The 13,639-nt window shown below is 65.5% G+C and carries 15 protein-coding genes; 6 read left to right on the forward strand and 9 right to left on the reverse strand.

What is annotated here, in order from left to right:
• Nucleotides 1–5: 5 nt before the first annotated feature.
• Genes AB5Y93_RS07930 through sgrR form a run of 3 tightly spaced genes read right to left on the reverse strand, consistent with a single transcriptional unit; the run spans nucleotide 6 to nucleotide 2,932 of the window.
• Nucleotides 6–716, reverse strand: coding sequence for a hypothetical protein (locus AB5Y93_RS07930; protein WP_368229139.1), 711 nt, complete (start codon nucleotides 714–716; stop codon nucleotides 6–8).
• A gap of 30 nt (nucleotides 717–746) precedes the next feature.
• Nucleotides 747–1,142, reverse strand: a complete 396-nt coding sequence (locus AB5Y93_RS07935; protein WP_201887995.1) for a thioesterase family protein — start codon at nucleotides 1,140–1,142, stop codon at nucleotides 747–749.
• A gap of 35 nt (nucleotides 1,143–1,177) precedes the next feature.
• Nucleotides 1,178–2,932 (reverse strand): HTH-type transcriptional regulator SgrR, encoded by a 1,755-nt coding sequence (gene sgrR / locus AB5Y93_RS07940; RefSeq protein ID WP_368229140.1) that lies wholly within the window; start codon nucleotides 2,930–2,932, stop codon nucleotides 1,178–1,180.
• A gap of 100 nt (nucleotides 2,933–3,032) precedes the next feature.
• On the opposite strand from sgrR, the gene AB5Y93_RS07945 reads away from it, so the two are divergent.
• The 3 genes from AB5Y93_RS07945 (at nucleotide 3,033) to AB5Y93_RS07955 (ending at nucleotide 5,355) form a co-directional block, all read left to right on the forward strand.
• Complete coding sequence (locus tag AB5Y93_RS07945) at nucleotides 3,033–3,209, forward strand: hypothetical protein (protein ID WP_080988754.1); 177 nt, start codon at nucleotides 3,033–3,035, stop codon at nucleotides 3,207–3,209.
• Between the two features lie 139 nt (nucleotides 3,210–3,348).
• Complete coding sequence (locus tag AB5Y93_RS07950) at nucleotides 3,349–4,617, forward strand: O-acetylhomoserine aminocarboxypropyltransferase/cysteine synthase family protein (RefSeq protein WP_045523063.1); 1,269 nt, start codon at nucleotides 3,349–3,351, stop codon at nucleotides 4,615–4,617.
• A gap of 108 nt (nucleotides 4,618–4,725) precedes the next feature.
• Nucleotides 4,726–5,355 (forward strand): glutathione S-transferase, encoded by a 630-nt coding sequence (locus AB5Y93_RS07955; RefSeq protein WP_279990199.1) that lies wholly within the window; start codon nucleotides 4,726–4,728, stop codon nucleotides 5,353–5,355.
• Nucleotides 5,356–5,502: 147 nt separating this feature from the next.
• On the opposite strand, the gene AB5Y93_RS07960 is transcribed toward AB5Y93_RS07955, so the two are convergent.
• Nucleotides 5,503–6,678: an iron-containing alcohol dehydrogenase gene (locus AB5Y93_RS07960; protein WP_202044545.1), complete on the reverse strand. Its 1,176-nt coding sequence runs from the start codon at nucleotides 6,676–6,678 to the stop codon at nucleotides 5,503–5,505.
• Between the two features lie 185 nt (nucleotides 6,679–6,863).
• Here AB5Y93_RS07960 and AB5Y93_RS07965 point away from each other — a divergent pair, with 185 nt between their 5' ends.
• Nucleotides 6,864–7,448 carry a hypothetical protein gene (locus AB5Y93_RS07965; protein ID WP_202044544.1) on the forward strand — a complete coding sequence of 195 codons (585 nt, stop codon included), beginning with the start codon at nucleotides 6,864–6,866 and terminating at the stop codon, nucleotides 7,446–7,448.
• A 100-nt stretch (nucleotides 7,449–7,548) separates the two neighbouring features.
• Here the strand turns inward: AB5Y93_RS07965 and AB5Y93_RS07970 are convergent, their stop codons facing one another.
• The 4 genes from AB5Y93_RS07970 to AB5Y93_RS07985 all read right to left on the reverse strand — a co-directional run bounded on the left by AB5Y93_RS07970 (nucleotide 7,549) and on the right by AB5Y93_RS07985 (nucleotide 9,692).
• Nucleotides 7,549–7,974: a hypothetical protein gene (locus AB5Y93_RS07970; RefSeq protein WP_202044543.1), complete on the reverse strand. Its 426-nt coding sequence runs from the start codon at nucleotides 7,972–7,974 to the stop codon at nucleotides 7,549–7,551.
• A gap of 222 nt (nucleotides 7,975–8,196) precedes the next feature.
• Complete coding sequence (locus tag AB5Y93_RS07975) at nucleotides 8,197–8,943, reverse strand: SDR family oxidoreductase (protein WP_263308775.1); 747 nt, start codon at nucleotides 8,941–8,943, stop codon at nucleotides 8,197–8,199.
• A gap of 42 nt (nucleotides 8,944–8,985) precedes the next feature.
• Complete coding sequence (locus AB5Y93_RS07980) at nucleotides 8,986–9,222, reverse strand: DUF3624 domain-containing protein (protein WP_041212265.1); 237 nt, start codon at nucleotides 9,220–9,222, stop codon at nucleotides 8,986–8,988.
• A complete protein-coding gene (locus AB5Y93_RS07985) occupies nucleotides 9,219–9,692 on the reverse strand; it encodes a GNAT family N-acetyltransferase (protein WP_045523057.1) in 474 nt (157 codons plus the stop codon). Before AB5Y93_RS07985 ends, AB5Y93_RS07980 begins: the two co-directional genes overlap by 4 nt.
• A gap of 187 nt (nucleotides 9,693–9,879) precedes the next feature.
• Between AB5Y93_RS07985 and AB5Y93_RS07990 the strand changes: the two genes are divergently transcribed.
• Nucleotides 9,880–11,322: a RimK family protein gene (locus tag AB5Y93_RS07990; RefSeq protein ID WP_368229141.1), complete on the forward strand. Its 1,443-nt coding sequence runs from the start codon at nucleotides 9,880–9,882 to the stop codon at nucleotides 11,320–11,322.
• A 24-nt stretch (nucleotides 11,323–11,346) separates the two neighbouring features.
• A complete protein-coding gene (locus AB5Y93_RS07995; protein ID WP_368229142.1) occupies nucleotides 11,347–11,877 on the forward strand; it encodes an MgtC/SapB family protein in 531 nt (176 codons plus the stop codon).
• 55 nt (nucleotides 11,878–11,932) lie between these two features.
• Here the strand turns inward: AB5Y93_RS07995 and AB5Y93_RS08000 are convergent, their stop codons facing one another.
• Complete coding sequence (locus AB5Y93_RS08000) at nucleotides 11,933–13,549, reverse strand: alpha-amylase family glycosyl hydrolase (RefSeq protein WP_368229143.1); 1,617 nt, start codon at nucleotides 13,547–13,549, stop codon at nucleotides 11,933–11,935.
• Nucleotides 13,550–13,639: the final 90 nt, after the last annotated feature.

The following is a 13,639-nucleotide window of genomic DNA, read 5'->3' on the forward strand; positions in this document are numbered from 1 at the left end:
CGCCCTTACTGCGGCTTGTTGGCACCCGGCAGCGGCTGCCAGGTGAGGCGAGTCACCCGGTTGCCCTGCACCTCGCAGGTGAGGCAGAGATCCTGCCACCCCTTATCCTGGCGCAGGGAAACCTCTCCCTTGATGCCCTCTGCACTCCTCTTGAGTTTGGCCGGCTCGAAGGTCACCTTGTCACCTCCGGCGAGCGCCATCAGCTTGCCGTTGCAGAGCCACTGGGCGAGCTCGGCCCCCTTGAGCTTGACGCCCTTGTCAGCCCTCTCCTCGGCGGTGCTCGGTGCAAACAACCCGCCCAGCTCGGCCGCCCGTCTGGTCAGCCAGGCTTCCCGCTGCTGCATGCTCATCTTGCTGACGAACTCCGCAGGCTGCCCCTTGTCGTCCAGCCATTGGGTCAGCTTGCCACTGTCATCGAAAGCGAACTGGGCGGCGGGCTCCTTCACCCCGAACAGCTTGCCGCCCTTGAAGTAGTAACGGCTCTCCCCTTCCTGTTTGCCCTGCTCGTTCAGGATGGGCACGGCGATGATGACGGGCGTGCCGTCGACCCAGGCCTTGATGTCAACGCCATCGTGGCTGAACAAGCGGGTATCGAGGGCGCTGTCGGCCCCCTTCTCCATCAGAGTGAACTGCTCGGCCAGGGAGGCGGCAAATGAAGGCAGGGAGCAGAGTCCCAGTCCCAAGCCGAGGCTCAGGGCGATCGCGGTTGTGCGCATAAGTGTCCTGTGGTGGGCCCGAAGGCCGGATTAACTCTCTACCAGCCAGCCCCTCAGTCCCTCCCGGTGAGCCTCGCTCAAAGGGATGGACTGCCGGGTCCGGTAGTCAAAATGGATCAGGGTCGTCTCGGCGGTCACCGCCAGCTCGCCGCCCTGCCAGGCTTCCTGCCAGAGCGTGAAGGAGCTGGTACCGATACGCCGCACGCCGGTCTTGATCGACACCATCTGGCCATAGAACAGCTCCCGTTTGAATTGCACCGTGTAGCCCGCGATGATCAGATGCCAGTCATGCACATCCAGCTCGGGCGAGAAGAGGCGAAACAGGGGATCACGGGCCGATTCAAACCAGACCGCCGGCACCGTGTTGTTGATGTGGCCGAGGGCATCCGTCTCTTGAAAACGGGGTTGGATCTGCATTTCCAGCATGGATGTCGACTCCTTGTCGTAGGACCGCGCACAGGCTAGCGCGCCAACCCGCCCGACTCAAGCGTCCCTGCCTGGGGGTGAGAGCCACCACCGGTTTCCGGCTCCTGCGCCACCTGCTCGGGCTTTAACCAGGCGCAGCGAAAATCGAACCAGCCAAGGGCCGTCATGCGCACGCCGTGCACGCCGACCCGGCTCTCCAGCTCCAGCCAGTGGTGAAACAGCGGCACAAACCAGCTCTGGCGCTGAACCTCGGCCAGCAGGGCGCGGGGGCCGGGCTCTTCACCATGGGCGCGCCACTGCGTCAATCCCTGCCACAGGGCCTGCTGGCCGCCCCACACCCGGCGCAGCAAGGGGGTGCCCTGAAGCCAGGCGTAAGGGGCGAAGGCGTGCTCATGCTCCAGGTTGAGGGTGCCGAACCAGAGATCCACATCTTCATCCTCCCCGCTCACCCAGCGCCCGTAGTCCAGGGTACGCACCTCGAGCTGGATCCCCTGCTCTGCCAGCAGGCTGCTCATGGCGCTGGCGCACTCGTTGAACTCCAGATGCTGGTTGAAGCAGGCCAGTACCAGCCGCGCTGGCAGGCTGACCGGGCCGGGCTCGGGAAGAGGCAGGCTCTCGCGCCAGTGGGGCAGGAGGCCCAATGCGCTGGTCCAGCCCCGCTGCAGTTCGGGTGCCACCCGGGCCATCAGGGCGATGGGGTTGAGCAGCCGGGTCAGCCACTGGCGCAGGGCCGGGTCCTGCAGGGGGGCCGATCTGTCGTCCTGCAGCAGGAAGTAGCAACCGGATTCCAGTTCTGACTCCCCGCGCATGGAGCCAAGCTCCGGGGTGTCGCTGCCCAGCCTCACGTGGCTCTCCAGCCGTTCCACCAGCTCCGGCAGCATCCAGATGTCGATCTCGTCGAGCAGGGCCCGCAGCCCGAAGTAGTCGTCGAATGCTTCGAGGCACAGGTGCAGGGGATCGTTGGCACTCACCCGATAGGGGCCGGTGCCCACCGGCTGTAGGGCGAAATTCGCCTCCCCCTTGAGCTCCCGCGGCAGAATGGCGGCCACCGGCTCGGCCAGCAGGTGCGGCAGCAGAGGATCCGGGCTGTCGAGATGGATGTCCAGTGTGCGCGGCCAGCGGCTCTCCAGCCGAGCCAGATGAGCGAACAGCGGGCGATCCCGCAAGGCCTGCAGGCTCTCCATCACATCCTCCACCACCAGTTCGCGGCCATGGTGAAAGCGCACCACGGGGCGCAGATAGAAGCGCCAGTGACAGGGGGCCAGACACTCCCAGTGATGGGCGAGATCCCCCTCGATTTCCCCATTTTCCTCGTTTCGCCGGGTCAGACCGTTGAAGATCTGGCGGCTCAGGTGAATTTCGGAGCGGCGCAAGGGCGCGGTGGGCAACAGACCGGGCAGGGGCCGGTAGTAGGGCACCCTCAGGATCTGGCGCCCCTCCCGGGTGGCCTGGCCGAGCTGCTCGATCAGCAGCGGGGTGAGCAGATCCAGGCGATCTTCGGCCAGCCGTACCGCCTGCGCCAGCTGGCCTTGGCTCAGCAGATCCCGCAATCGGCGCCGGGTCAGGCTCTCCTGGTTGTCGAGCAGGGTGAGGCGGGAGCGCCGCCCCCGCCCTGCCTCCGCCGTCCAGCACAGCCAGCCCTGCCCTTCCATGCGGCGCAGCAGCAGGCGGGCATTGCGGGGGGTGCAGCAGAGCAGGTCCGCCACCTCGGCGAGGCTGATTTCCCGCTCGTCGCAGCCAAGCTGCTGGGCGAGCCGTTGAAATTGCTGATAAAGGCGGGTGGTAGGCATAAAAGAGGAAATCCTGTCTCTGAAAGTCATCAGTTTTTACTTCCGCATTTTAGCTCAATACTGCTGGCGAACGTGAACACCACAGCACAGGAGCACCATCATGAGCCATGCCAACCCCCTCAAACCGAACCGGATCCAGCAAACCCTTCGTCGCTACTTCCTGAGGATCCTGCCCCGCCCTCTGACGCTGGTCGAAGATCCCATGGTGCAGCTCAACCGCCTGATGCAGTGGGACATGCACCAGATAGACGACAGGGAGTATCGCCGCCGTCTCTGAGGTCGCCGTCACCGACGCCATCCGGTCACCCCCATCCCCCGGCATTGCTTTGCCGGAATGGGTGGTTTACATCGGCGCCAGGACTGCTAGATTGGACGTCTATCCATCCATAATGGTGACATCCAACAAGGAGTGTGTGATGAAAGATGCGACCCTGGCCCTGCACCACGGCTTTTCCAGCGATCCCGCCACCAAGGCGGTGGCCGTGCCCATCTACCAGACGGTGGCCTACGAGTTCGAGAGCGCCCAGCACGGGGCGGACTTGTTCAATCTGGCGGTGCCGGGCAACATCTACACCCGCATCATGAACCCCACCAACGATGTGCTGGAGCAACGGATGGCCGCGCTGGAAGGGGGCATCGCCGGCCTGGTGGTCTCGGCAGGTTCCGCCGCCATCACCTACGCCATCCAGGCGCTGACCGCCGCCGGTGACAACATCGTCTCCACCCCCCAGCTCTATGGCGGCACCTACACCCTGTTCGCCCACATGCTGCCGAGCTTCGGGGTCGAGGTGCGCTTCGCCAAGGATGACAGCGCCGAGGCCATCGCCGCCCTCATCGACGACAAGACCAAGGCAGTCTACTGCGAGAGCATCGGCAACCCGGCGGGCAACATCGTCGACATCGCCGCCCTGGCCAAGGTGGCCCACGCCCGCGGCGTGCCGCTCATCGTCGACAACACGGTCGCCACCCCGGTGCTGTGCAAACCCATCGAACACGGCGCCGATATCGTGGTGCACAGCCTGACCAAATATGTCGGCGGCCACGGCAACTCCCTGGGGGGCGTCATCGTCGACTCGGGCAAGTTCCCCTGGGCGGATCACGCCGAGCGCTTCCCCCAGCTGACCCAACCCGAGCCTTCTTATCACGGGGTGGTCTACACCGAGGCCTTCGGCCCGGCGGCCTTCATCGGCCGGGTGCGCACCGTGCCGCTGCGCAATACCGGGGCGGCGCTGGCGCCGATGAACGCCTTCCTGCTGCTGCAAGGGCTGGAAACCCTGAGCCTGCGCATGGAGCGCCACGTGGACAACGCTCTGCGGGTGGCCCACCACCTCAAGCACCACCCCAAGGTGGCCTGGGTCAGCTACGCCGGTCTGCCGGGTCACCCCCACTACCCGCTGGCGGAGAAGTACATGGCCGGTCGCCCCTCGGCCATCCTCTCCTTCGGCCTGAAGGACGGCTACGAGGCGGGCGTGCGCTTCTACGATGCCCTCAAGATCTTCAAGCGGCTGGTCAACATCGGCGACGCCAAGTCCCTGGCCTGCCACCCCGCCTCTACCACCCATCGCCAGTTGAGCGAAGAGGAGCAGGCCAAGGCTGGAGTGAAACCTGAGATGATCCGGCTGTCGGTGGGGATCGAAGCCATCGAGGACATACTGGCGGATCTGGATCAGGCGCTGGAGGCCTGAGTCAATCGACGAAGGAGCGGGCACCACGCCCGCTCTTTTTCATCCATAAGTGAACCTGCTGCCGGGGCGCTGCGTATCACCGCCTTCCGTCACTGCGTCGAGGTTTCCATGATAGTCCTGCACCACCTGAACAAATCCCGCTCCCAGCGCATCATCTGGCTGCTTGAAGAGCTGGGCCTGCCCTATGAGATCAAGGCCTACCAGCGCGATGCCGCCACCTTTCTGGCGCCGCCCGAGCTCAAGGCCGTCCACCCTCTCGGCAAGTCGCCGGTCATCGAGTTTGACGGGCGGGTGCTGGCGGAATCCGGTGCCATCACAGAGTACCTGATTGCCCGCCACGCCCCGGTACGGCTAGCACCGGCCACCGACAGCCCGGAGTATCCCGAATACCTGCAGTGGCTCCACTTCGCCGAGAGCTCCGGCATTCTGCCGCTGCTGCTCGACATGTTCGTGCGCAAGGATGGCAGCCCGATGCGCTTCCTGCCGGACTACGCCAAAGCCGAGTGCGCCAAGGTGCTGGGTTATCTCGATGAGGTGCTGGCAAACCGCCGCTACCTGGTGGCCGATCGCCTCACCGGCGCCGACATCCTGAACTCCTTCCTGGTGGATCTGCTGGCCCAAAGCGGCCAGCTGGCCCAATTCCCGCATCTGCAGGCCTACTGGCAGCGCCTCAACACTCACCCGGCCCGCCAGAAGGCGGCGGCGCTGGAGCGCGAGCTGGACCACAGCGCCGAATAAACGGCGGTGCCCCGGTGACACCCTGCAAAACGCCCCGATGATCGGGGCGTTCTCTTTTCCGGCCTTCAGCCAGATGATCAAAGCGCGTGGGAAAGGATCCTGGCCGCACTTATTGTCCAGATCGCCCCTTGGCCAAGGGCCTCAGGCCTAGAGGGCGTGAGAAAGGATCCGCGCTACCTTGTCGGGGTCGATGTCCTGCTGCTCCCCGAGGGCGGTCAGCCCGAAACGCTTGAGGTTGGAGCAGATACCGGGGATGCAGCTCTCGCTCAGCCCGTAGTCGGCAAGCCGGGTGCCCACCCCCATCTGCTGGAAGAACTGCTCGGTGCGGATGATGGCCTCCTCGATCCGCAGTGCCTTGTCCTCGCGGCTGGAGTGCCATACTCGCTCGGCGAACTGGGCCAGCTTCTCCTGCTTCTGGGCCGATTGCTCCCGCAGCAGGGAGGGCAACACCACAGCCAGGCTCTGGGCATGATCCAGCCCGTGCAGGGCGGTGAGCTGGTGACCGATGGCGTGGGTGGACCAGTCCTGGGGCACGCCACGACCGATGAGGCCGTTGAGCGCCAGGCTGGCCGCCCACATCAGGTTGGCGCGCACCTGGTAGTTGGTGGGCTCCGCCAGCGCCCGCGGACCGTTGTCCACCAGCACCTGCAGCAGCCCCTCCGCCAGCCGGTCCTGCACCTCGCCCCCCACCGGGAAGGTGAGGTACTGCTCGAGGATGTGGACGAAGGCATCCACCACGCCATTGCCCACCTGGCGCGGCGGAAGGCTGTAGGTAGTGGCGGGATCCAGCACCGCAAACACCGGTTGCACCAGCGGATTGTAGAAGGAGAGCTTGGCCTCCCCCCGGCTCACCACGGCGGCGGGGTTGCTCTCCGAACCGGTGGCCGGCAGGGTCAGCACACAGCCGAGCGGCAGCGCCCCCTTGATGGAGGCCTTGTCCCGCAGGATCTCCCAGGGGTCGTCCCCCTCGAAGCAGGCCGCGGCGGCCACGAACTTGGTGCCATCCACCACGGAACCGCCACCCACCGCCAGCAGGAAGTCGATGCGCTCGCGCTTGACCAGGGCCACCGCCTCCATCAGCTGATCGTACTGGGGGTTGGCGCCGATGCCGGGAAACTCCAGCCACTCCCGGCCCGCCAGCGCCTGGGTCAACTGCTCATAGACCCCGTTCTGCTTGATGCTGCCCCCCCCGTAGAGCACCAGCAGACGGCTGCCGGCCGGGATCAGCTCGGGCAGCCTGGCGATCTGGCCTTCACCAAAACAGATGCGGGTGGGATTGGCATATTGGAAGTTGTACACGGCAGAGCCCTCGGTTGATTGCATGCCGGGGAATTGTGCGCCTGCCGTGCCATCAGGTCAAAAACGGGAGCCTGTCGTCAAAAATACGATGCCAGCCTGCCGATGCCGGGCGCTCCTGCCCGGCTTTGCTATGGTGATAGCGGGAAGACGAGTTCGTCGCCCCCTCAAGCCCCTCCCGGGGTCCCTTTCCCACTCACAGGGTCTCTATCATGAAACTGAAGCACGCCTGGATTGCGGGTGCCCTCACCCTCTGTGCCCCTCCCCCGCTCTATGCCGCCGAGGTCACCACCCATGTGGCCGTGGCCCCCGGACAAGCAAGCCTGGCCGAAGAACTGACGGCCAGGGCAACCGTCACCGCCATCGACCTGGCCACCCGCAAGGTCAGCCTGAAAAATGCCGAAGGGCAGACCCTGGATCTGATCGCCGGGGAGGAGGTGACCAACCTTCCCCAGCTCAAGGTGGGAGATGTCGTGGCCTTGAGATATCTGCAACTGCTGGACCTGACCCTGCTCAAGGGCACCGCCGGGGTGAGAAAACGGGTGGTGGAAGTAGAAGGGGGCAAGGCGGCCGCCGGGGAGAAACCCGCTGCAGGCGCCGGCATGCAGGTAACCATCTATGCCGATGTCATCGACGTGGACAAGGCGCACCAGACCATCCGGGTCAAGGGGGTTGACCATACCCTGACCCTCAAGGTGCAGGATCCGGCCCAGTTCGCCCTCATCGCCAAGGGGGACCAGATCAAGGCCGTGCAGACCACCGCCATCGCCATCGGGATCGCCCCCCAGAGTCCCTGAGCCCTGATCACGGCAGGCCGTGCCTCCCACGGCCTGCCGGCCCCGTGGCAAGGGGGCAACCCCTTACCTTTAACGCTCAAAGGTTGCCGTTTGAATCACATCATGCCTGGGAGGCGGATTTGCCGGTGAGGCGATCCATTGCCTCCTTGAGCATGGCATCGCGCTGTGCGGCCAGGTCCTTGCTCTGCGTCTCGCGCTCCTCGGCAGAGAGGGTCTTGTCATCCGCTATCCCCTTGAGCTGACGCTCGAGATCGTCAAATTTTTTGCGATCAAAGCCCAGGGCCTTGTCCACCATCTGCTGCACCCGCGCATCCTTGACGCCACTGGTCAGGACTGTGTTCTTGCCGTTCCTGGCCAGATGCTCGTAGGTCAGCGCCTGCTGCGCCTTGCCGGTCAGCACCTGACTGGAGAGGCTGACCTGCTGAGACCAGCCGCTCTGCTTGTCGTCGCTGTCGCTGAGGGTCGCCAGGGCACGGTTCTGGGACGCGCTCTGGGCGAGTTGATGACCATAGGGTTTGATATCCATGAAGGCTCCACGCTCACTGCCGGCCTCGCCGGCTCCGGGGATGGGTTCCCCGCCATGAGCCGGAGACAGCAAAATGCAGGCCAACTTGAGTACCCCCTCTTCCGACGGTTCAGCACGGGTCACAGCACGCCTCCTTCTGCACTCCATGCCGAGTGCGACCAGATCCATCAAAAAAGGCGCCCGAAGGCGCCTCTTGTGGACAGGAGTCGGCTCGTCATGACATCAGCGACGGCTGATGTGGAGCGGACCGAAGGTCTGGGCCACCGGCATGATCTCGATGCTGTTGATGTTGACGTGGGCAGGCTGCTCGCTGATCCAGAGTACGGTATTGGCGATGTCTTCCGGCAGGATGGCCTGCACCCCCTGATAGACGGTGGCCGCCTTGGCGTCGTCGCCGTGGAAGCGCACGTTGGAGAACTCGGTGCCGCCACACAGGCCGGGCTCCACGTTGGTGACACGCACCGCCGTGCCCGCCAGATCGGCACGCAGGTTGAGGCTGAACTGCTTCACGAACGCCTTGGTCGCGCCGTAGACGTTGCCGCCCGGATAGGGGTAGGTCCCTGCGATGGAGCCGATGTTGATGACGTGGCCGCGGTTGCGCGCCACCATGCCCGGCAACAGCAACCGGGTGATCAGAGTCAGGCCGCTGATGTTGGTGGCGATCATCTGCTCCCAGTCTTCCAGATCCGCCTTGTGGGCAGGCTCCAGCCCCAGTGCCAGGCCGGCGTTGTTGACCAGCAGGTCCACCTGTTGCCATTCGGTCGGCAGCGCCTCGATGGCGGCGCGGGTGGCGGCCTTGTCCTGGACATCGAACACCAGGGGCAGGAACTGCTCGCCCAGCTCCTCGGTCAGGGCGGCCAGCCGTTCGGCGCGGCGCCCGGTGCCGATCACCCGGTGGCCTGCGCTCACCAGCAGGCGGCTGATGGCCTCGCCAAAGCCGGACGAGGCGCCCGTTACCATTGCAATCATGTGAACCTCCATTGTTATTTGTCTTCTTGAAAAATCAGCACGTTATATGTCGCGTTTGCCCAGCTTTCGCCATGCGAACACCGCCAGATGCAGCAGGAAGAGACCCGAGCCCCCCAGCGCAAACAGCAGGCCGGTCAGGGCGTTGACCGAGGTATCGGCGCCGCACCACCACCAGACCAGCCAGCCGACGACCCCGATGAGAAAGGTCTGGGCGGCACAGACCGGGCAGCGCCCGAGCTTGGCCCTGATGGCCGTAGCCAGGCAATCCTCGCAACTCATGATGGCTCCTGCCGCTCATCCCCCAGCGCCAGCACCAGGCGGTGGGCATGCTGGCCGGGCCCGTAATAATCGGGCAGCCGTACCCCGGGGCGAAACCCCAGCCCCTGATAGAGGGTCCTGGCTTCTGGGTTGGCGTCGGCGACCTCGAGGCGAATCGCCCCCCAGCCGGCCTCGCGCCCTTCCCGGATCACCTGCTCCAGCAGGCGGCGTGCCCACCCCTGACGGCGGATGGTCCAGCGGATGGCGAGGGTCTGGATGATGAGACGATCCCAGCCTTTGTGCTCCAGCACGCTCAAATAGCCCATCACCTGCGCCTTCTCGTCTTGCAGCAGCAGGGTGCGCCCCTTGGCCTGATTGAGCAGATAGTGCCAGCGGCTGCGGCCGAAGGCGACCTCGGGGGGAAAACAGTAGCGTTCCAGCTTCACGATGGCGCCCAAATCATCGGCTCGGGCGGCGCGCACGGTCAACACGGGGAGTCCTTGTTCGGTTATTTATCCTCAGCACCAGAAATGCGACTTGTATCACAAGTTACCAAGGCAGAATATTAGGCACTGTAACCTCTTGTTTCCCCTCGCGCCATTGTCGTGCTTGTCGGTGCATCGAAGCCCACTGGGGATCCTGCCGTTTCTGGCAGTCCTTTCTGTGGAGCCTGAAAATATGAGTACCTATGTCATCGTCGAGGAGCCGGGCGACTGGCCCTGCCATGCCGACTATCTGCTGACCGCCCGCACCTACCTGCAACACGGTCTGCCCACCACAGGGGGGCGTCCGCGCATCATCAACCTCTGCCGCAGCCTGGAACACCTGGGGGCCGGTTATTACTGCTCCCTGCTGGCCCAGGCCCGCGGCCACCACTGCCTGCCGGGATTGCAGGCCATCAGCCGGCTGCAACCCCAGCAGCCTCCCGCCAAGCTGTGGCGCAAATTGCAGGGCTGGCTGGCCCAGCAGAGCGAAGACAGGATCCGGGTGCGCGCCATCTTCGGCCAGTGCGAACAGAGCGAGCTGGCGGGGCTCGCCCGCTATTACTACGGCCTGAGCCAGTTGCCGCTGCAGGAGCTGACCCTCAAGCGCGGTCGCCACGGCTGGTCGGTGCGCCAGCAGGAGAGCCTGTCACCGCTGGCGCTGAGCCCGAGCGAGAAGGCGCTGATGGTGCAGCACGCCCAGGCGCTGGTGGGCACGGGGGACAAGGAACTGACGGCGCCACGCTACCAGCTCGCCATCCTGGTCGACCCCAACGACGGCCGCGCCAGCAGCGATGCCCTGGCGCTGGAGCGCTTCATCAAGGCGGCCGCTGCCCAGGGGATCCAGGCCGAGATCCTGCCTCCCTCGGCCATCGAGCGGTTGCCGGAGTTCGACACCCTCTGGCTGCGCGCCGAGACCGCGGTCGGTCACTACACCTTCGAGTTTGCCCGCCGTGCCGAGCAGCTCAAGATGCCGGTCATCGACAGCTCCCGCGCCATCCTCGCCTGCAGCAACAAGCTCTATCTCTACGAGCTGATGGTGCGCAGCGGCGTGCCCATGCCCCCCACCACCGTCGTGACCCGCCGCGGCCGCCAGCATGTGGACGAACTGGTGCAGCGCCTCGGTCTGCCGCTGATGGTGAAGATCCCCGACGGCGCCCAGGGGCGCGACCTCGCCATGGCCAGCGATGACATCCAGCTCGCCCGCCTGCTGGACGAGGGGCTGGCCCGCTCCGCCCTGCTGCTGGTCCAGAGCCGGATCCCTGCCGAGTTCGACTGGCGCATCGGCTTTCTCGACGGCTCGCCGCTGTTCGCCTGCCGCCGCTACCGACCCGAACCCGGCAACCGCATCCGTCGCCGCAAACACCCCCTCGACATGAGCCGCATCGAGGCGCTGCCCCTCAGCGACGTGCCGGAGCGGGTGCTGCAAACCGCCCGCCGCGCCGTGCACCAGCTCGGCAACGGCCTGTTCGGGGTGGATCTGCGCCAGCAGGGTCAGGGCTGCGTGTTGCTGGAAATCATCGACAACCCCTGGATACGTGGCGATATTGAAGACAGGGAGGCAAAGGACCTCTACGAGCGCCTCGCCCGGGCCTTCCGCCAGCGGCTGGAGAACCGGGGGCAGAGCGCGACAGGATAACAAGCATCGCGAGCAGAGGTGGATATGACGACAATGCAGTGGTGGGACATCGCGCCCCTTGGCTGGGAGAACATCCTGGTCTGTCTGGTGTGTGGCACCCTGGTGGGGCTGGAGCGGCAGCTTCGCGGCAAACCGGTGGGGATCCGCACCTCTTCCCTCATCGTGCTCGGCACCTACTGTTTTCTCGCCATCGGCGCCGCCGTCAGTCCTCAGGGCGCCGATCAGGCGCGGGTGCTGGGTCAGCTCATCACCGGGGTCGGCTTTCTCGGGGCCGGGGTGATGATGACCCGGGATGGTCAGGTGCTAGGGGTGACCTCCGCCGCCGCCATCTGGATGCTGGCCGCCCTCGGCGCCCTCATCGGCATGGACATGCTGCATCAGGCGCTGCTGCTCACCGGCGTCACCCTCTCCATCCTGGTGGGGGTGGACTACCTGGAAGCCAGCTTCAAGAGCCTGCGCCGCGGGGTGCACAATCGGCTGGAACACTGGCGCCACGGGGCCGAGCCCTCGGTCTCTTCCCGCCGGGACGATCTGGGCAGCGGCATCGAGAAGTAAGCCGCCACCATGAAAAAGGGCTCCACTATGGAGCCCTTTCTGTTGTCTGCCTCCCTCAGCGCACCAGCAGGAAGCGGCCGGTGAGGGGCGGCAAGTCCACCGTCACGCTGCTGCCGCCGATGGCCAGGCTCTCGCCGCTCTGCAGATCCACCAGGGCGCTGCCGCTGCGCAGCTTGCCGACCGGCACGGCGTAGCTCTGAGGCGTGGTGGAGACGTTGAGCAGGTAGACTACTTGCTCGCCCGCCGTCTGCTTGATGTCGCCATAGACGCTCCCCTCGGCCACCAGCTTGACCCGCTCCCCCTGATAGAGGGCGGGGTGGGCGGCGCGCAGGGCCAGCAGCTGGCTGAGCCACTGCTTCAGATCGCTCTGCTCGCTGCTCGGCACGAAGCCGGTGACACCGGGAACCTTGCCATCGCTGCGGGCCACGTGATCATCGCAGAGCCCCTGGGCCGCACAGTCGCCCCCCACCTGACTGGCAAAGCCAGGCACCTCGTCGCCAAACTCCTCGCCATAGTAGAAGGTAATGGGACCGGAGCGGGCGGCCATGAAGCTGAAGGCCGCCTTGTGGCGCTGCCAGTAGTCCGCCCCATTGAAGTTGCCCCGCTCCAGCAGATCGCCGAAGCGCACCAGATCGTGGTTGCCCAGCATCAGGTTGGGCATGGCGTGATTCGGGTAGTTCTCCACCTTGTTCCAGCTGGCGTCGAGCACGCTGGCCCCCTGTCCGCCCTTGCCGGACTCTTCCACCGCCAGCGCCTGTACCAAGCCGTAGCGCAGGGGGAAGTCGAACGCCGAAGAGAGCGCCGGGTTGTCGCTCGGGCCATAGGCCTGGGTGCGGATCTCGTCGGCGCCCTTCCACACTTCCCCCACCATGTAGCCGAGGGTGCCCCACTGCTGGCCGGCGGCCTTGCGCGCCGCGCTGGCCTGGGCCACCTCGCTGCGAATGGCGCGCCAGTCATCCAGCCCCAACTGATAAGCCTGATCGAGGCGCCAGCCGTCGATGCCGTACTGCTCGACCCAGTAACGGGCCACCTCCTTGAAGTAGGCCAGACTCTCGGGCTGGCCGTAATCCACCAGCTGACCCGGGTAGCCTGCGCCGCCGCTCTTGAGGGCAGGCAGCCGCCCCTCTGGTGAAGGCTTGCTCACCCCCACCTTGTTGACGTGGCCGAACACCCCGTCGAGGAAGACATAGAGCCCGCGCTGGTGCGCCCCGTCCACCAGTTTTTTAAGCTGGGCGTTGCTGCCGAAGTTGGGATCCACGTTGAAGAAGTCGCAGGCGAAGTAACCGGTGGCATCCAGCCGGTCGTCCCCGGCCTGGCCGGCGCAGGAGTCAAACACCGGCGTTAGCCAGATGGCGTTGACGTTGAGGCTCTTGATGTGGTCGAGGCTGTCGATGATCCCCTGCAGATCGCCGTTGTGCCGGGAGGGGCCGTAGCCGACGCCGTAGTTGGCGCTGCCGTCGCCGTCGACGAAGGACTCCACCATCACCTGGTAGGTGCGCAGGTTGCAGGCTGGCTGATCATTGCCGTAGCAGGCGCGGCTGGCCGACGCGGGGGGCGGATTGACCACCGGAGGCTGGGGGTCACTGCTGCCACCGCCTCCCCCGCTGCCGCAAGCCGTCAGTAACAGGGCGGCCCCGATGAGGCCGCCACGACGCAACGTTCCTTGTTTCATTGTTATGTTCCCGCTGTGGTGGATGGGCGCCCAAAGCGCCGCACTGGGGTCATGATAACGACCTGACCGACGCGGGTCTGTGACTGAAAA

This window comes from Aeromonas sp. R10-1, from assembly GCF_040908465.1.
Classification (GTDB): domain Bacteria; phylum Pseudomonadota; class Gammaproteobacteria; order Enterobacterales; family Aeromonadaceae; genus Aeromonas; species Aeromonas caviae.